This is a genomic window from Nitrosomonas sp. (assembly GCA_016703745.1).
In the GTDB taxonomy this organism is placed as follows: domain Bacteria; phylum Pseudomonadota; class Gammaproteobacteria; order Burkholderiales; family Nitrosomonadaceae; genus Nitrosomonas.
On the sequence record JADJBK010000006.1, the window covers coordinates 2,174,074 to 2,192,430 of the forward strand.

Consider the following 18,357-nt stretch of genomic DNA (forward strand, 5'->3'; position numbering starts at 1 on the left):
ATTGCGATGCCCGGCTATTTAGTTCAGAGGATTAGATCGAAAAGTTAACGGCAATGGCTGGTCGTGAACTTAAGGCGAAGAAACGCGACCCCAAAAAAAGTAAAGGGCGGGAGTTAAGTATATTTAGTAAACTGTCACCGTAATCCCCGCAGCCGCGACAGAGCTTCGCAGATGGGTCTATGGAGGCGGGAAAGTGCTGCCTGGACTCGTAGCGAGGCGAGAAGTTGAGGCCGCCCTCCTGATCGCCAGATAGGTCAACGTCTAGTTCCAGAAGCAAACCCACAGGAGATTCATGGATTGTTCCAGCAACCAGGGCTCCGAGAATCAAAAAATGTCAGAACGGTATCTGGCAAGGACTGGCCAGCGGCTTTGAGCACCTGATGGCAGAACGCCTGCTGATCTCCGTCTGGTTGTCCAGTAAACACCGAAACTGCCATTCGCTTCGGCGGATTCGCCGAGATGGCATTGAGCACATGCTGGTCCCGTTCGTCGAAACTCCAGCCATACACGACCAGGTTCTCGCCGAGCTCAGGTAGCACCTCCTCATACACGTTCGTCAGGTAGTGACTCCGACGAATGGAGGCGACCTTCTCCTTACTCGTGCCCTCGCTAACAAAAACCGGCACATAGTGTCCGGACGACCATCGGTGCGTAATCGTCTCAAGTAAGTCACCTGCAGCGACAGCAATCTTTGTTTCATCGCCAATGTAGTCGCGCGCCACCGACAAGCTGCCGTGAGGATAAAACACCAAAGTGGCGCCCGTAGCGGGGGGAAGCGGCCTGCGCAGATACCCCCAATCCGTCTGAAACTCACTGTGATGGAAGGCATCTTTGAACCAGCTGCCGTTTGCTGCATTGAACAGCAGCATGGCCCAGTAGAGAGTAAGGTCGTAGTTCAAACTGACGACGGTAGGGAACGAGCTTGCGAAGGTACCCGCCCTTTGCAGGTCCGCTGCGACATCGGCATGAACCGGATGTACGCTGTGCACAGCTTGGATCAATGCTGTGCGCACTTCCGCGTAGGCTGCAGAAATGTCGGCCGACGGAGTTCCCAAGGCCACGTTGACGTGTTCGGCATACCAGCACGCGAGCAGCACATGCTCGAAGTCCGTTGTTCCGAGCTTCGCGAAAATCGGCGCGGTGGTTGCGAGCAACCCTTTTGCGTCCGCAACGCTGTGGAGTGTTGGGTATGCAAACTCATTGTGTATGGCGATGCTTGCCCCATTGCCTAGCAGCAAGGTTTGCCAATTGGCATCACGAAGACTTGCCCATACGTCGATCTTGATCTTTTCCATGAATGCCTACATGCCAAATCTACGAGATTCACCTGGCGCTGATGGATCGTCCAACGTTGTGCGAACTACGCGCGAAAGATGTCCACCTTGGTTTCAAGGCACTTGCGCAGGGTCAAGTCGTTGGCCCCCACCTCAAACCACCCACCAGGCTTCTGGTAAAAATCTAAGATTACGGTGACAGTTTACTAAATATACCGATTATGCAACATTGCCAGCATGGCATAGTTAGTGTATTTGGTAAACTGTCACCGTAATTCGTAATTCGTAATTCGTAATTCGTAATTCGTAATTCCGTAATTCTAATTCGTAATTCGACACACGCCGCATCCTGCCTCAGCCAGACAAACCGCCCCTGATGCAGGCGGCGCTGACATAACCACACCCCCGTGCCATCCCACAGCAAGACCTTGATGCGATTGCCCGCGCGATTGCAGAATATGAACGCCGAACCCGCGCAGGGCGGGTGACTCAATACCTGCTGCACAATCATCGATAAGCCATCCATGTCGCGACGCATATCCACCGAATCGACCGCCAGCCAGATCTTACCCGCGTGCGCAATCAACCCCCGCGCCCGGCAATAGGCCGCCTGCGACAAACCGCTCGCCTGCCAGTTGCTGATATGCTTTTGCTTGTCATCCTGTAATGCCATGGCTTATCCTCCTGTAAGGTAATGCAGAGGAGAATAATCCAGAAAATTGTGATTGCGTAGATGGGAGCGTTGGACGGTTACAATTGTCGTCTAATAGTTGCGCTTATTATTAACGACCCCTTGGTTTCTATCACTCCAAGATTAACTCAGTACACTGACATCATCCCAGGAAATCTGATGGAAATGCACGCCAACCAAGGTGATAGAGGCGCCAGAGCCAAAATCCACAACAAAATTGCTATCTTCCTGGCGAATTTCATGAATAAGCCTAGCCAGATGATCTCTTGAAGTTAAGCCCAGTCCTGTATCGAATACCAGATCATCATCACTGGAGATAAAATCCCCAATTCGCAGATGATTTGCCTCACGAATTACAAAATCATCAGATCCTTTTCCGCCATGGGAATCTTCACCGCCACGAACGGCGATGAGATCATTGCCATCGGTTGGTAAGTACTTGAGATCATCTTTTAATACGAAGCGACTACCAATCCATTGTTCGGAAATTCGGTTATACACCCCGTCATTATCGGCATCAGCATAACGTATAATTTCTGTTCCCAATGGCTTCAATTCACGATGTTCCACTACACCATTCGCGCCAACTGTGTATATATCGTCTGCATCAATTGATTTCGATCGGTACGAACCCTCTTTAAATTCGAGAACATGAGTAACTACGCCATTACTGATAGTAAATTTGAATTGTTTGTGGCTCCCTGATTGAGGGGAATCATCATTAAAATCATCGCTTCCTGAACTCATTTTTTTCTCCTGATTAATTATTTAAACCCATTTAGATTACAACATGCCAAGATAAATAATGATGCAAGCATCTGATATGTGGCAACACTTTTTGCATATTACTTAACAATTTTTTTCTTGCACACCGTTCATTCCTGCAAAACAAAGAAAGGTTCAAATCTTTTGTTATGGCTCCTGATCGGCTATCTGGCTGATCACAACTGGATATATAGTGTCTGTCAGAAAACCATTTCTAAAATTTAAAAATAACAAGTTGCATCTGGTTTCAGTAAGAAAGATTGCGGATATTTTGAACCAAATCAACATTAATAGCCTGTTATCAGAAGATAAAATCTTCAAATTTCGATCATGGTCTGAAAAAATATGCACCTTCAAAAACGAATTTTATTCGAAGGAATCCTCATGCGGGTCCTCCGAAATGCCCAGATGACTGATCACCTTCATGAATTGGTCAACCAGCATCGAACCCTGCGACAACCGCTACCGAACACCGGGTCATTCAGGGCAAACCCATCCCGCACGAAGAAAAAGTATTTTCTATTTTTGAACCGCACACTGAATGGACCAGAAAAGGTAAAACTGCTGTGTCGGTTGAATTGGGTGCCAGTCAAAGTCCGCGTAGGGCGATAACCTGTATTCCCATCAGGTTTTTGCCAAACACAAACAGAGGTTCAAATAAATAATCGAGTACGATAAAATAAGAATGGGTGAAAACAATCATGCCCACGTCTGTAGGGCGTATGAATTGTAGAGTGGTTCTGCTTTAGTGAGCCATCATGAACGAATCCTGCTATGCTGATTTTCATGGTGACATTTCTAAACGTGGGATTTTTGTTTGGGAATTTTTCTTTATATTCTGAAGAGGAAGAGTACCAACTTGCCAAGTATGCGTTTCACGCATTATTCGTATTTTTATGCTCTTGCAGGCTACGCGTTACTTGTGCCACCACGTTTTCTGCCAGGACCCGTTCTCCCAGAAAAATCGTTCCGGTTTGTTCCTGTTGAAGAATAGCCGCCTCTTCCTTGTTAAATGTACTGATTAGAATTTCATTGTGGGGGTTCAGGATGCGTGATACTTCAACCATTTGCCTGACGGCAATAGGATCTGATACCGTAATCACCAACACAGCCGATCGGGCAATATGCGCCTGGATTAATACTGTGGGCTCGCTTGCATTACCTGCTACTGCGTGGATCCCCTCTCCGCGCAGTTGTTCTATCAACTCTCGGTTTGGGTCAATAACGACGAAGGGGATAGCCTGATTTGTCAGTAAAGCACTTATTCGTTCACCTGTCGAACCAAAACCGACGACGATGACATGGTTGGTGACCACTTTGGAGCTGACCGCGACCGGCAGTTCCGCCAGAGGATCATTTGGCCGCTCGACAAAACGCGCCAACCTGGAACGGGAACGAATCCAGTTCTGAATGGGCTCTGCTGTCCGAAATACCAGTGGGTTGAGAGTGATAGTCACCAGCGCGCCCGCCAGGATGAGGCTATAACCATCACTTGGCAGGAGACCCAGTGAATGACCCAGAGACGCGAGTATAAAAGAGAGCTCGCCAATTTGCGCGAGACTGACTGAAACTGTCAGCGCCGTGTTAAGTGGATAACGCAAGGCAAGAATGAGCAACAGAGCAATCATGGATTTGCCAAAAATGATGATCATGACCACAATTACCAGCTTCAGTGGTTCATTCATAAGTATATTGGGATCAAACAGCATGCCAATCGACACAAAAAACAATACAGAGAAAGCATCTCGCAGAGGCAGGGATTCCCGAGCGGCTCGATGGCTCAATGGGGATTCACGCATGACCATGCCCGAGAAAAAAGCGCCTAGAGCGAGTGATACGTCAAATAGAATAGTAGCGCCATAGGCGATGCCGACTGCTACTGAAACCACGCAGAGAATAAAGAGTTCCTGGGATTTTGTGCTGGCGACATACCAGAGCAGCTTTGGAAAGATACGCTTACCAATAACCAGCATAAAACCAATAAAGATCGAGACCTTGCCTAAAATAATGAAAAGCGCTATGAATAAATCCAGACCACCACTGCCAGTGATCGAAGCTGAATCTGCGTCTGTTGCAAACCAGGCGGATAAAACCGGCAACAGTACCAGTGCCAGTACCACGACCAAGTCTTCGACGATTAACCAGCCAATTGCAATTTTTCCATTGATCGACTTGAGCAGACCACGGTGTTCGAGAGCTCGTAACAGCACTACTGTACTGGCAACCGACAAGGCAAGTCCAAATACGATCCCGCCCCCCAGACTCCACTCCCAGGAAGTCGCGACTATGGCGCCCAATATGGTGGCAACCAGTATTTGTAGAATGGCACCCGGAATGGCAATTTTTCTCACTGCCAGAAGATCATTGAGTGAGAAATGTAAACCGACACCAAACATAAGCAGAATCACGCCAATTTCAGCAAGTTGACTCGATAATTCGAGATCGATGACAAATCCTGGTGTAGCCGGACCAATAATAATCCCCGCAGCCAGATAACCAACCAGTACGGGTAATTTCAGGCGGTGAGCAACCATGCCGAGCAATAATGCCAATCCCAGACTGATGGCAATGGTGGTGATTAAAATAGTGTTATGTGGCATTTACATTTATAGAGGCGATAACAATCTACTGGTGGCTGCACAGTTTATTCGACCGCATAAATGCGGGGGGAGGGGTTGAAAGCAGGTGGTTAGCTGGGCAGCTAATAATGACTAACTAACACGGTCACTTGCTAACTTTCATGAATGTAACTGATATAGGTCCAGGCCATCATGACGACAAACAGAACCAATGATAACCCGATGCGCATGGTCAGCGATCTGGCCATGCGGGTACTATTTCCTTTATCCCTGACCATGTAGTAAAGAGCTGAACCTAGACTGTATACAATCAGTAGCATGAATAAAATGGCAATTATTTTCAAATTTTCTCCTTGGTATAAGCAAATCATGATCACTACGCCGAAATGCAGGCACGCTTTCATTCTAACTGATAACGACTATTCGTGAATCCTTCCTATAATTCGAAACCGTCGGCAATTTTTTTGATGGGCCCAACGGCTAGTGGTAAATCTGCAGTAGCAATGAATATTGCTCAATATTTTCCGGTAGAAATTGTCAGTGTCGATTCGGCACAAATTTATCGCTATATGGATATTGGAAGCGCCAAACCTGATCAAGTAACGCAAAAGTCTGTGCCGCACCATTTGCTTGACCTGATTGATCCTCATGAGCGCTATTCGGCAGCTAAATTTAGAAGTGATGCATTGGTGGCGATGCAAGCAATTGTTGCTCGCGGCAAAATTCCATTGCTTGCGGGGGGAACCATGATGTATTTCAAGATACTGCGCGAAGGCATCACTGAATTGCCTTCGGCCCATGCGCATCTACGGGATGAATTGGAGCAGGCTGCACGCTCTGAAGGATGGCCAGCAATGCATTCTCGGCTGAAACTGCTGGATCCTGTTACTGCCGCAAAAATTCAACCAGGTGATAGTCAGCGAGTTCAACGTGCATTGGAAGTCTGCTATTTGACAGGAAGGCCGATGTCTGTATTGCAGGCCCAAGCCCAAGAAAAAGAATCACGCAACTATTTCCCCTATCGGGTTGTCAATATCGCCTTGTTGCCAAGTGATCGGGCAATCTTGCATAACCGCATTGCACAGCGCTTTGATAAAATGCTGGCAATGGGGCTGGTAGAGGAATTATCTGGAATTCGCGAGCGATTTCCAGTAACGGCAGACATGCCTTCAATGAGATGTGTGGGCTATCGGCAGGCATGGCGCTATCTGGACAATCAGATTAATTTAGCTAAAATGCGGGAAACGGGTGTGATTGCAACCAGGCAACTGGCTAAACGGCAATTAACATGGCTGCGATCCATGCATGACATGCAATCGTTTGACTGTTTGGCATCCAATTTGTCTAGCTGGGTTATTGATCACTTAGCGAAAAACTTATCAGATAAAGCACTGTGCTAGAAATGGTAATACCGATATGCAAAGATGGTTAAGGCCGAACCAGTATTGTTGTCGTCATCTTTAAATTTACAAAAGGAGGGAAGTCATGTATCAACTGAGGAATCTAAAAAGGTCGTGTTTTGCTGCAATTTGCATAGCTGTAATGACTGTTTCCGGCTGCGGTGATTCCGAAAACAGCAATAATCCCTGGAGTGGTGCGGGTGGCGGCGGCGGTTATTTTGATGATACGTCGCTTTCTGCTGCTATTAAAACAAAATTTTCAACAACACCAGAGCTTGCATCACTCGGTTTAAAGGTTCGAGTTGAAAATGGCGAAGTTTTTCTGAGCGGAATGGCAAAAAATCAGGCACAAATGGACCATGCAGTGATGCAGGCATGGCTGGTAGAAGGGGTGAAAAAAGTAGAGAATGAAATCGTCTTGGGCGGTTCACAGTAGAAATTGATTCTGCGGGCAATCGGCGAAAAACAAAGATAAAGAAAATGTTGCGCTGATTGCTGCATCTTTCGTTAGATGGTGGGGTGGTCACGCTTAAATTATCCCGTCCAGCTTTTAAACGCTTAATCTTGACGCCAGCTTTGGATGTTTTTCCGGCCATGTGCACCTTTATGATTACCCGAGGCCGCTACCGGCGATAAAGATGGCTTAAAAAAATGTTTTCACATCATCGTGAAGGTATGCCATGCTCCAAGCTCAGTAATTCGGTGAACCACGCCTCTTTTGCCAAGCCAGATTGTTCAATGGCAATCCAATTATCTGCACCACAAATCGTAGCGCACAGATGCTGATAAAGAAAATATCTGGTGGCTGATGTTTCTTTTGTCTGTTTACTTGGGATATTTAATGCTCAGGAAGTGATGAATAATTAAAGGTTTTTGAAAATTTATAATTTAAAATCAAAGTGATTGTCATGATGCCTCATCTGAATTCTATTTTCAAGTGCTCTTAAACGCAATCACCTTGTAAGCAATACCGCTTTTCATTGAAAAGCAACGCGCTTTCGGGCTATAATCACGGACTTTAGTATTTTTAGATTGAAGGGGAAAATAATGGCGCGAGTTTGTCAAGTTACAGGTAAGCGACCTATGTCTGGTCACAACGTTTCTCATGCCAATAATAAATCGAAACGTCGTTTTTTGCCTAATCTGCAGTCGCGTCGTTTCTGGCTGGAAAGCGAAAGCCGTTGGGTTCGAATTCGTCTCACCAATGCCGCATTACGCACTATTGATAAGAATGGTCTGGATTCAGTTCTGGCTGATATGCGCTCTCGCGGAGAGCGCATATAATTATCGATTGATTTTATAGTTAGAAATAGAGGCGGAGCATTTTATGCGTGAGAAAATAAAGTTGGAATCGTCGGCTGGAACAGGTCATTTTTACACCACGACCAAAAACAAACGGGCTAATCCAGAAAAACTGGAACTCAAAAAATATGATCCGGTGATAAGAAAGCACGTGGCGTATAAAGAAACAAAATTAAAATAATGAGATAAATTAATTTTGTTCCTGTAGTAACAACAAAAAACCCGCTTTAGCGGGTTTTTTGTTGTTACTTTTGTTATGAAATTAAATATCAGGCATAGCAACGCAAGCGTCGTGAGAATTGCTCAAGAAACTCATTACCACTTGCTTCAGCCCGATGACACCAATCTTCCAGCTGTTTGAGCAGTTCATCCTTGGTGGCGGCAGATCGTTCCCAAATCATGGAAAGTTCTTCCCGCATACGATAAAGTTGCTCCACCATTTGAGTTTGACTCAATACCTGGGATAACTTATCGCGTTCTTCTGCTTGTAGTGTTTTCGCATCAGCCATTACCCAGTTCTTCAGAGTTGCGCCATCAATGCCGTGCGCTACAGCAGCATTTTGTATATGTACAATTTCCTTTTTAAAGGCAATTTTAAGCGATTTGCTATAGTTTGCCAGCACTTCGTATCGATGCGAAATAACCGCCTGCAATGTTTCAAAATCACACTCGGTTTTGGTTTTGTCCAGTTGCAGCTTGGGGGCTATTTTTTTGACTTTAGCCCAACCAATCATTTCCATTAATCGAATGTACATCCAGCCAATATCGAACTCAAACCACTTGTTGGATAATTTGGCCGAGGTTGGGTAGGCATGATGGTTGTTGTGTAATTCCTCACCACCAATCAAAATCCCCCATGGCGACACATTGCGACTGGCATCTCCTGACCGGAAATTGCGATAACCCCAGAAGTGCCCAATCCCATTGATAACGCCTGCGGCCATCACTGGTGTCCACATCATCTGTACCGCCCATATGGTCAAACCGATAGGCCCGAATAGCACGACATTAATAATAAGCATTAAAGCAATCCCGGCAGCGCTGTGTCCGGTGTAAACATTCCGCTCCACCCAGTCATCAGGCGTGCCGTGGCCGTAACGTTCTAAGGTCTCCTTATTTTTGGATTCTATCCTGTAAAGTTCCGCCCCCTCAGTCAGTACCTTTTTGATGCCATAGATTACGGGACTGTGTGGATCGTCTACAGTCTCACATTTTGCGTGGTGTTTGCGATGAATTGCTGCCCATTCTTTGGTAACCATGCCCGATGTTAGCCATAGCCAGAAACGGAAAAAATGGCTTGGAATAGGATGCAGTTCCAGTGCCCGATGCGCTTGGTGGCGATGTAAAAAAATGGTAATGCTGGCGATAGTGATATGTGTCAGCACCAAAGTGACGACAATGTAGCCCCACCACGGTAGATCAATCAAGCCAAATAATAAAATATCCATTCTGTCAAAAATCCTCCTCAAAAAAACAGCACAATAACACCCTTAATGTATAGACATGCCGAGCATAAATCAAGGGTTATGATGATAAATTTATGAATACGGTAAAAAAGATACTGCAGTCCTCAAGATGGTAGCAATCAATGTGCCTGCTCCCAGTTCCTGCCTTGACCTGTCTGCACGACCAGCGGCACATCCAGCTTGATAACGTTTTCCATCAAGGCGGGAAGTTGCCGCATCATGGTTGCTGATTCATTCTCTGGAACTTCCAGTACCAATTCATCGTGAACCTGCATGATAAGCTTGCTCTGTGCATGAGTTTGTGTCAGCCAGTTATTCACTGCGATCATTGCAAGCTTAATGATGTCAGCCGCAGTGCCCTGCATCGGTGCGTTGATAGCAGCGCGTTCTGCGCCCATGCGGCGGTTATGTTGATGACTGTGAATATCCGGTAGTTGTAATCTGCGTCCCAGCACTGTTTCGACATATCCGTTCTGTTTCGCCATCGCACGTGTGCGCTGCATATAATCAGACACTCCCGGATAGCGAATAAAGTAGCGTTCGATGAAATTCCGCGCTGCGATGCGATCTATACCTAGCTGCGCTGCAAGGCCGAATTCTGACATACCATAAATCAGGCCAAAATTGATCACCTTAGCGTAGCGACGCTGCTCCTGATTCACTTTTTCAGCTGATATGCCAAATATTTCTGCGGCAGTGGCGCGATGTACATCCTGTCCCTCAGTAAAGGCTTTTAGTAATCCTTTGTCTTGAGAAATATGTGCCATTATTCTAAGTTCGATCTGCGAGTAATCTGCAGAGACAATATGCCAGCCCTCGGGTGCGATAAATGCTTCACGAATACGGCGTCCTGCTGGCGTCTTAATCGGAATATTCTGTAAATTGGGTTCGTTGCTGGCCAGTCGACCAGTGACGGCGACCGCCTGCGCATAATGGGTATGCACTCGTCCTGTATTGTGGTTGATCATTCTGGGTAGCTTATCGATATAAGTCGATTTGAGTTTGGCCAGCATGCGATATTCCAGCAAAACCCTGGGTAATGGGTAGTCCAGCGCCAACTGCTGAAGTACGCTCTCATCTGTAGATGGCGCGCCCTTGGGTGTCTTTTTGATGATGGGTAATTTCAGTTGCCCAAACAAAATTTCCTGAATTTGTTGGGTTGAGTTTAAATTGAATGTCTGTCCAGCAGTAGTATGTGCCTGTTGTTCCAGAATCTCCAGTTGCTGCATCACTTCTTTGCCGTAGGCATGTAATTGATCAACATCCAGCAATACGCCGTTACGTTCAATCTGGAACAAGATATCAACCAGCGGCAGTTCAATTTGCTGGTAAATGTCAGTGAGATGTGCTGTCTTGCCTAATTGCGGAAACAAGAATTGATGCAGGCGCAGGGCAATATCAGCATCTTCAGCCGCGTAATGGGCTGCCTGATCGATGGCGACCTGTGCAAAGCCAATCTGCTTCGCGCCCTTTCCAGTCAACTCTTCATAGGAAATAGTGGTGTAATTTAAATGACGCTTTGCCAGGCTGTCCAGATCATGCGACAGATGGGATTCGAGCACATAAGACTGAAGCAGGGTATCGTGCATGATGCCCTTGAGGGTAATGCCGTAATTGGCAAGTACATGCTTGTCGTACTTTAGATTCTGTCCGATTTTAAATTTGTCTGAATTCTCCAGCCAGGGCTGTAAGCGTGCCAGTACCCAATTGGTATCCAGTTGCTGTGGCGCACCCGAGTAAGTGTGCGCCAATGGCAGATAGGCTGCGTTCCCGGCTTCCATGCAAAATGACAGGCCAACTAACTGTGCCTGCATTTGATCAAGACTGGTCGTTTCCGTATCCAGTGAGACCAATTCGGCACGTTCGCAACGTAGTAACCAGTCATTGAATTGTGATTCAGTCAGGATGGTTTCATAATTGGGTGAGTCGTTATTACTGATTAAATCAGTTGGTGCGCATTCAATCAGTAACGCGCTCTGTGCTGATATCGTATCGCCGGTTTCTTGCGTCAACTCGCGTAACCAGCTTTTGAATTCGAGCCGTTCATAAAGTATGGCCAGTTCGCTGGTGTCGGGTGGTCGGGCAACCAAATCCTGCCAGTTGAGTCCCAGCGGGACATCACATTTGATGGTCAGCAGTGTTTTGGCTGTTTCCAGCCAGTCCAGGCTTCGACGCAGATTTTCGCCTACTTGACCACTGATTTCATGAGCATGGATAATCAGATTTTCCAGATTGTCATATTTCTGCAGCCACTTGGCAGCCGTTTTGGGTCCCACTTTTTCCACGCCAGGAATGTTGTCTGCGCTATCTCCTACCAATGCCAGAAAATCAATGATCTGTGCCGGAGTAACACCAAACTTCTGCATGACGCCAGTTTCATCCAGCAATTCATTGTTCATGGTGTTGATCAACTGAATGCTGGGGCTGACCAGTTGGGCGATATCCTTATCACCAGTGGAGATGACACACTGAACCTGGTTATCACTGGCATATCGCGCCAGTGTGCCAATGACATCGTCGGCTTCAACACCTTCTTCCATAAGTAATGGCCAGCCCATTGCCCGGATACACGCATGCAGAAACGGAATCTGACTGGCAAGATCTGCGGGCATGGCTGGGCGATGTGCTTTATATTCCGGATAAATCGCGTCGCGAAAGGTTTTGCCTTTTGCATCAAACACGCACGCGCTATAATCGGCCTGATATTGTTTGTGCAAGCGATGCAGCATGTTCAGCACACCATAAATCGCACCAGTGGGTTCGTTCAAGCGATTGCGTAAATCCGGTAATGCGTGAAAGGCCCGATACAGGTAAGAAGAACCATCAACCATCAAAAGTGTTTTCATTAGAAAGGACCTCTATGAGCTTGCAAACCAAACTTGCCAGCGCTCTGATACTGGAAAAACCCTGGTCATCCAGGGAATCATGGCGTGTATTTGGAATTATGGCGGAATTTGTTGAAGGAACCGAAAGACTGGAGTGCATCCAGCCTGCCGTCAGCATCTTCGGCAGCGCAAGAACTACCCCCGAGCATCCTTATTATAAATTAACCGAGGCGATAGCGAGGCAATTGTCGGATGCGGGGTTTTCAGTCATTTCGGGTGGTGGCCCAGGCATTATGGAAGCGGCCAATAAAGGCGCCTATTTTGGGAAATCACCCAGTGTGGGACTCAATATTCAACTGCCGCATGAACAACATCGTAATACCTATCAGGATATCAGTCAGACTTTTCGCCATTTTTTTGCACGCAAGTATATGTTTGTTAAATTCGCGACTGCGTATGTAGTGATGCCGGGAGGGTTTGGCACACTAGATGAGTTGATGGAGGCATTAACCCTGGTGCAAACAGGTAAAACCCGAAAAATGCCCATTATTCTGGTTTGCACGGATTTTTGGCGGGGCATAATGGATTGGTTTCAGCAGACGCTGGTCAAGGAGAATCTCATTTCAGCAGAAGACATGAATCTCATTCAGCTCATTGATGAGCCTGCACAGGTCGTAGATGCCATATTCCGTTATTATGAGACTTCGGGCTTTGAACCATCGGCTACAGAACGTGAAATTCAGCTTAACCTCTAAATTTCACCCGGCGCGCTGATTTCCAGCCATTTTTTTGAGGAGTGATTAGCATGAAATGGTTAACTGTTGCGATTGCTGTCATTAGTCTTTCTTGGATAGCTTTCGGAGTAGTGGCTCAATCCAGCCGACAACCTGAAGGACTGGTGCCCTTGCCAGAGTACACTGAACCGATTGCCCAGGATGGAATGCCTGGTCCCGATTCGGGATTGGATCCATCACTGGAGCCAGAAGTTACCATCACTGAAGGAAAAGATGAAACCGTCGAAGAATATCGTGTCAATGGACAGCTTTATATGATCAAAATCACTCCAAAAATTGGTAAGCCTTATTTTCTGCTCAACCGGAACAGGGCAGGCGAATCCCCTCACCGTGGCAATATGGAATCCGGAGTCAGTGTGCCTATGTGGGAAATTTATCGCTTCTGATGCAGTTGTGTTGCCCTTAGTTTCTGGCGTTTTTGATAGAACTGCCTGGTCAGTTAGAAACTGCAACCAGCGCTAGTCGCCAGCTTAAAATCAATTTTTATAGATTTTTCATTCATGTCTGTTTTTACGCCGGTTTCCAAAGTTCAATTGGAAGTTTTGTTACAAAATTACACACTCGGAAAACTGGTTGAATTGCAGGGAATTACCTCGGGTATCGAAAATACGAATTACTTCGTCACAACGTCACAAGGAAAATATATTCTGACGTTGTTTGAAAAAATTGCTGCAACTGAGTTGCCGTATTATCTCAATCTGATGGCACATCTTTCCGGTGAGGGCATTCCCTGTCCAAGACCTGTCAAAATGCGCAATAACGAAATAATAAGGTTGTTGAATGGCAAACCTGCCAGCATCGTTACTTTTCTTCCCGGCAGGTCGGTCGTGGATGTGACGGAAACACATTGCATGCAAATCGGAGAAATGTTGGCCAGAATGCATCTGGCGGGGTTATCTTATCCACCACAAAACCTGAATCCACGTGGTTCTCACTGGCGATGCGTTGCCGCTGAAGCAGTCTTGCCTTTTGTCAGTCCTGCAGATCAGAAACTGCTGATTGACGAGATTCATTTTCAGGAGCAACAACAAACCGAAAGACTGCCTCAAGGGGTAATCCACGCGGATCTGTTTCGTGATAACGTTCTGTTTGGTGAAGGGGGTATCGGGGGCATAATCGATTTCTACTTTGCTTGCAATGATGCGCTCTTGTATGATCTTGCCATAACGACTAATGATTGGTGTTTTCGTGAAGGATATCTTTTCGATAAAGTATGTGCCAGAGCATTTATTCTGGCTTATCACAGCGTGCGTCCCCTGAACGCTGATGAGCAGCTGGCCTGGTCAGGAATGTTGCGCGCAGGGGCGTTGCGCTTTTGGCTGTCACGACTTTATGATTTTCATCTGCCGCGTCCGGGTGAATTGACACACCAGAAAGATCCGGAACATTTCAAAAAAATTCTGATGTATCACATAGCCCATCCAGAAGAATTGGTAATTCCCGGCCACTGAACGCTAGCATAAAAGTCACTCCAGGCCATATGGCAACAAAATAGAACAACACTATCAATTTTTTTATTTGCATGCTGGTTACGTGAATACTGGCAAATCGGTTTGCCACCAACTCAAGGAGAATCAAACTAAATGGAAGCTCGACATGTCCGTACTATGCGGGGACTGCAATGGATCGTGAGCGGTCTTTATTTTTTTCGAGAGGCTCCCCTTAATCTGATATTGCTGTGCTTCACTTATCTGCTGATTGGCGCAACATTGGGACTGGTTCCGTTACTCGGTGGATTTGTTGGCACGCTGACATTACCCGTTTTTATCGCTGGGATTATGGTTGCATTGAGACAGCTGGATCTTAATAATAAATTGGAGCTCGAATATCTGTTTATTGGATTCAGGAAAAATACTGTTGCGCTGATTACCGTTGGAGGCATTTACCTGATTGGCGATGTTCTGATCATCGGTATTTTTATGTTGCTGGGTGGCGATGCACTAGTTGATATGTGGTTATATGGCAAGCGCTTTCAGGAAAATGAGCTGGCTGCCATTATGGATGACGCTTTGTCTGCCATTCTGTTTTCCTTGTTGCTGGCGATTCCATTGATGATGGCAGTCTGGTTTGCTCCCATGCTGGTTATGTTCGAAAAAATACCTCCTGTTCTTGCTATGCGCATTAGCTTTTTTGCGTGTCTGAAAAATCTTTTTGCTTTTCAGCTTTATTTTGTGGCGTTGATTATACTGGCTGTACTGGCAGCCATACCCTATGGACTGGGTTTTATTCTATGGTTTCCTGTTGCATTTGCCTCTGTTTACATCAGCTACAAGGATATTTTTCATTATGAAGACGAAGTCGTATCTACACCTGAATCGGGGTCTGCTACCCCGCCTGCGCAAAATGATGGTAATGAAAACAGCTGAGGCGGAGCAAACATTTCCGATTATGAAGGGAAGTTCTGCCGCCCTTCATCAAGCTGTTATATACTCGCCTGAAATTTGTAATCGTAATATTTTTTGTATTTCATCACTTCACCATATGGCTTATTGATCATTTGTGGGCGCACTGATTTTTTATACTTTTGTTTTTTTTATTGGTTTTTTTTTCGCGCATGGATTTACCCTTTTAACCAAGCGTGATTTTTTGAACCGCCGCTGGACAGGATTGGTGTGTGTGCTGATGATGGCCGCCTTGCATGGATATAAAATATTGAACACCGAGCCGCCCAACGGTCATGCAGATGAGATCATGCAGGCATTGGGTTATTACGTTATCTTGCCGGTCAGCGTCATTGTGGTTGCATTGCTGTATTTGCGGTGGCGAGATCAGGATGACCGCAGTAATAGTCACTAGAATCAGATTGCACCAATATTCACAGCCCATTTGCAACCTTCATGTCTTCATTAGTTAATAAAATCATTCGCCCGGAAATTCTGGCGCTTTCTGCATATCACGTGCCTCCGGCCAAGGGCCTGATCAAGCTGGATGCGATGGAAAATCCCTATCCGCTACCACCATTTCTGCGTGAAGAAATATCCCAGATTGTCGCTAATGCCGAAATCAACCGTTATCCCGATCCACATGCCGCTCACCTGAAGCAAACCCTGCGTGTGGCGTTGTCGATTCCTGACGGCATGGATATACTGCTTGGCAACGGCTCGGACGAGATTATCCAGATTATTGCGCTGGCAACTGCCCGCCCTGGAGCCAAACTGCTGACAGTCGAACCTGGTTTCGCCATGTTTCGCATGATTGCTGCTTTTGCCAACATGCCGTACCTTGGCATTCCACTATTGCCGGATTTTTCGCTGGATGTCGATCGCATGCTGGATGCTATCTCCCAACATCAACCAGCGGTCATTTTCCTGGCTTATCCCAACAATCCCAGCGGCAATCTGTTTGATGTCGAGGCGCTGTGCCGAATTACCGAGGCTTCTTCGGCGTTGGTGGTTATTGATGAAGCCTATCATCCCTTTGCGGATAAAACTTTTCTTGATAAATTGCCTGACTACCCGAATCTGCTGGTGATGCGAACGCTTTCTAAATTGGGGTTGGCTGGTTTGCGGCTGGGGTTGTTGATTGGCAGGCCGGAATGGCTAATGCATTTTGAAAAAATTCGCTTACCCTATAATATTGGGGTTGTCACGCAGTTGATCGCTGCAAAAGTTATGCGGCATTTTGAAGTGCTGCGGCAACAAGCCTGTGAAATCAAGCAAAATCGCGCGATACTGATGTCAAAGCTTGCTGCGCTCGACGGTGTTGAAGTCTTTCGGTCGGATGCAAATTTCATTTTATTTCGGGTAAATCATGCCAGCAAAATTTTTCAGGCACTCATTCAGCAGGGGATTCTAATAAAGAATCTTGACAATACTCATCCCTTGTTAAAGAATTGTCTTCGTGTCACTATTGGCACAGTGGATGAAAATACTCAGTTTCTTACAACAATCAGCAGTTTAATAAATTCAGACTGATTTGCTAACCAAGTACCTACTCGCCTTGGTGTGAATAATCTCATGCGTACAGCACACGTAACACGTAACACGCAGGAAACTCAGATCGTAGTTGCCATCAATCTGGACGGTCAGGGGAAGGCCAGGCTGGACAGTGGCATCCCCTTTCTCGATCACATGCTCGATCAGATCGTTCGCCATGGCCTGGTGGATCTAAGCGTGGCCGCTCAGGGAGATCTGCATATTGATGCGCATCATACGGTCGAAGATATCGGCATCACCATTGGGCAGGCATTGTTCCAGGCTATTGGTGACAAGAAAGGAATCATGCGCTATGGGCATGCCTATGTGCCGCTGGATGAGGCGCTATCCAGAGTGGTCATTGACCTATCAGGGCGACCGGGCTTAGAGTTTAACGCGACTTTCTCACGCGCCATGATCGGGTCATTTGATGTGGATTTAATCCATGAATTTTTTCAGGGTCTGGTCAATCACGCGATGATAACGCTGCATATCGACAATCTGGCTGGAAGTAATGCGCATCATCAGGCTGAGACGATTTTCAAAGCATTTGGTCGTGCCTTGCGAATGGCCATTGCTACTGATTCGCGTTGCACTGACAGCGTACCATCCACCAAGGGATCACTGTAAAAACGGATTTTTGGTTAGTATGAGTACAATCGCAATTGTAGATTATGGTATGGGAAACTTGCGGTCGGTTTCCAAAGCGGTCGAGCATGTCAGTTCAGGCGAAAATGTTGTTGTGACGAGTGATCCTGCAATCATACGGGCGGCATCGCGTGTGATCGTTCCCGGGCAGGGTGCGATGCCGCAATGCATGCGGGCATTATCGGATCACAAATTACGCGAAGTGGTGCTTGATGCTGCGGAGAACAAGCCTTTTCTCGGCATCTGTCTTGGGTTGCAAATGCTTTTTGAGTATAGTGAAGAAGGAAACAGCGAGGCACTGGGCATCTTTTCTGGCTATGTCAAAAAATTCATATCCCAGCCCGTAAATGCTGATGATCAAAAACTTAAAATACCTCATATGGGCTGGAATCAGGTTCGGCATAATATTGCGCATCCTTTATGGGAAAATATTCCAGAGGGTGCCCGGTTCTATTTTGTACATAGCTATTACGTGGTTGTCAAAGCGCCCGATATCATTGCGGCCAATACTAATTATCCGACACCCTTTACCAGCGCAGTTGCTAAAAATAATATCTTTGCCGTGCAGTTTCACCCAGAAAAGAGCCAGTTGGCTGGACTGCGGTTATTAAGCAATTTTTTGAAATGGATGCCGTAGTTGTTGTTACCCTTGCTCGTTCCTGATCTCTTTATCTCCAATCGCTTTCTTTATCCAAAAAA

General features: G+C 46.4%; 20 protein-coding genes and 1 pseudogene. 12 read left to right on the plus strand and 9 right to left on the minus strand.

Features of this window, described 5'->3' with window-relative positions:
• Positions 1-290 precede the first annotated feature (290 nt).
• The 6 genes from IPG31_11415 to IPG31_11440 form a co-directional block, all read right to left on the minus strand.
• Positions 291-1,295, minus strand: a complete 1,005-nt coding sequence (locus IPG31_11415; protein ID MBK6618929.1) for a DUF4917 family protein — start codon at positions 1,293-1,295, stop codon at positions 291-293.
• A gap of 65 nt (positions 1,296-1,360) precedes the next feature.
• Positions 1,361-1,465, minus strand: a complete 105-nt coding sequence (locus tag IPG31_11420; protein MBK6618930.1) for a hypothetical protein — start codon at positions 1,463-1,465, stop codon at positions 1,361-1,363.
• The gene (gene tnpB / locus IPG31_11425; protein ID MBK6618931.1) at positions 1,465-1,947 is read right to left on the minus strand and encodes an IS66 family insertion sequence element accessory protein TnpB; all 483 of its coding nucleotides are present in this window, start codon (positions 1,945-1,947) and stop codon (positions 1,465-1,467) included. Before tnpB ends, IPG31_11420 begins: the two co-directional genes overlap by 1 nt.
• A 141-nt stretch (positions 1,948-2,088) precedes the next feature.
• Complete coding sequence (locus IPG31_11430) at positions 2,089-2,712, minus strand: hypothetical protein (protein ID MBK6618932.1); 624 nt, start codon at positions 2,710-2,712, stop codon at positions 2,089-2,091.
• A gap of 893 nt (positions 2,713-3,605) precedes the next feature.
• Positions 3,606-5,330 carry a cation:proton antiporter gene (locus IPG31_11435; GenBank protein MBK6618933.1) on the minus strand — a complete coding sequence of 575 codons (1,725 nt, stop codon included), beginning with the start codon at positions 5,328-5,330 and terminating at the stop codon, positions 3,606-3,608.
• A 131-nt stretch (positions 5,331-5,461) separates the two neighbouring features.
• Positions 5,462-5,653 (minus strand): twin transmembrane helix small protein, encoded by a 192-nt coding sequence (locus IPG31_11440; protein MBK6618934.1) that lies wholly within the window; start codon positions 5,651-5,653, stop codon positions 5,462-5,464.
• Positions 5,654-5,776: 123 nt separating this feature from the next.
• Between IPG31_11440 and miaA the strand changes: the two genes are divergently transcribed.
• Both miaA and IPG31_11450 read left to right on the plus strand, forming a co-directional pair.
• Complete coding sequence (gene miaA / locus IPG31_11445) at positions 5,777-6,709, plus strand: tRNA (adenosine(37)-N6)-dimethylallyltransferase MiaA (protein ID MBK6618935.1); 933 nt, start codon at positions 5,777-5,779, stop codon at positions 6,707-6,709.
• A gap of 142 nt (positions 6,710-6,851) precedes the next feature.
• A complete protein-coding gene (locus tag IPG31_11450) occupies positions 6,852-7,145 on the plus strand; it encodes a BON domain-containing protein (GenBank protein MBK6618936.1) in 294 nt (97 codons plus the stop codon).
• A 232-nt stretch (positions 7,146-7,377) separates the two neighbouring features.
• Here IPG31_11450 and IPG31_11455 read toward each other — a convergent pair.
• Positions 7,378-7,597 (minus strand): annotated as a pseudogene (locus IPG31_11455) (transposase family protein).
• A 159-nt stretch (positions 7,598-7,756) separates the two neighbouring features.
• Here IPG31_11455 and rpmB point away from each other — a divergent pair.
• Both rpmB and rpmG read left to right on the plus strand, forming a co-directional pair.
• The gene (gene rpmB / locus IPG31_11460) at positions 7,757-7,993 is read left to right on the plus strand and encodes a 50S ribosomal protein L28 (protein ID MBK6618937.1); all 237 of its coding nucleotides are present in this window, start codon (positions 7,757-7,759) and stop codon (positions 7,991-7,993) included.
• Positions 7,994-8,036: 43 nt separating this feature from the next.
• Positions 8,037-8,192, plus strand: coding sequence for a 50S ribosomal protein L33 (gene rpmG, locus IPG31_11465; GenBank protein ID MBK6618938.1), 156 nt, complete (start codon positions 8,037-8,039; stop codon positions 8,190-8,192).
• An 88-nt stretch (positions 8,193-8,280) separates the two neighbouring features.
• Here rpmG and IPG31_11470 read toward each other — a convergent pair whose 3' ends face one another.
• Both IPG31_11470 and polA read right to left on the minus strand, forming a co-directional pair.
• A complete protein-coding gene (locus tag IPG31_11470) occupies positions 8,281-9,459 on the minus strand; it encodes a fatty acid desaturase (protein MBK6618939.1) in 1,179 nt (392 codons plus the stop codon).
• A gap of 137 nt (positions 9,460-9,596) precedes the next feature.
• Positions 9,597-12,323, minus strand: coding sequence for a DNA polymerase I (gene polA / locus IPG31_11475; GenBank protein MBK6618940.1), 2,727 nt, complete (start codon positions 12,321-12,323; stop codon positions 9,597-9,599).
• A gap of 14 nt (positions 12,324-12,337) precedes the next feature.
• Between polA and IPG31_11480 the strand changes: the two genes are divergently transcribed.
• The 8 genes from IPG31_11480 (at position 12,338) to hisH (ending at position 18,295) form a co-directional block, all read left to right on the plus strand.
• Positions 12,338-13,057, plus strand: coding sequence for a TIGR00730 family Rossman fold protein (locus IPG31_11480; GenBank protein MBK6618941.1), 720 nt, complete (start codon positions 12,338-12,340; stop codon positions 13,055-13,057).
• A gap of 50 nt (positions 13,058-13,107) precedes the next feature.
• The gene (locus tag IPG31_11485; protein ID MBK6618942.1) at positions 13,108-13,482 is read left to right on the plus strand and encodes a DUF2782 domain-containing protein; all 375 of its coding nucleotides are present in this window, start codon (positions 13,108-13,110) and stop codon (positions 13,480-13,482) included.
• A gap of 114 nt (positions 13,483-13,596) precedes the next feature.
• Complete coding sequence (locus IPG31_11490) at positions 13,597-14,547, plus strand: homoserine kinase (protein MBK6618943.1); 951 nt, start codon at positions 13,597-13,599, stop codon at positions 14,545-14,547.
• Between the two features lie 132 nt (positions 14,548-14,679).
• Positions 14,680-15,462 (plus strand): hypothetical protein, encoded by a 783-nt coding sequence (locus IPG31_11495; protein ID MBK6618944.1) that lies wholly within the window; start codon positions 14,680-14,682, stop codon positions 15,460-15,462.
• A gap of 133 nt (positions 15,463-15,595) precedes the next feature.
• Entirely contained in the window at positions 15,596-15,892 is a 297-nt protein-coding gene (locus IPG31_11500) for a hypothetical protein (GenBank protein MBK6618945.1), read from the plus strand.
• A 41-nt stretch (positions 15,893-15,933) separates the two neighbouring features.
• Positions 15,934-17,010, plus strand: a complete 1,077-nt coding sequence (locus tag IPG31_11505) for a histidinol-phosphate transaminase (protein MBK6618946.1) — start codon at positions 15,934-15,936, stop codon at positions 17,008-17,010.
• Between the two features lie 42 nt (positions 17,011-17,052).
• On the plus strand, positions 17,053-17,640 hold the full coding sequence (hisB, locus tag IPG31_11510; GenBank protein MBK6618947.1) for an imidazoleglycerol-phosphate dehydratase HisB: 588 nt from the start codon (positions 17,053-17,055) through the stop codon (positions 17,638-17,640).
• Between the two features lie 19 nt (positions 17,641-17,659).
• Positions 17,660-18,295, plus strand: coding sequence for an imidazole glycerol phosphate synthase subunit HisH (gene hisH, locus IPG31_11515; protein ID MBK6618948.1), 636 nt, complete (start codon positions 17,660-17,662; stop codon positions 18,293-18,295).
• The last annotated feature ends 62 nt before the right edge of the window (positions 18,296-18,357 follow it).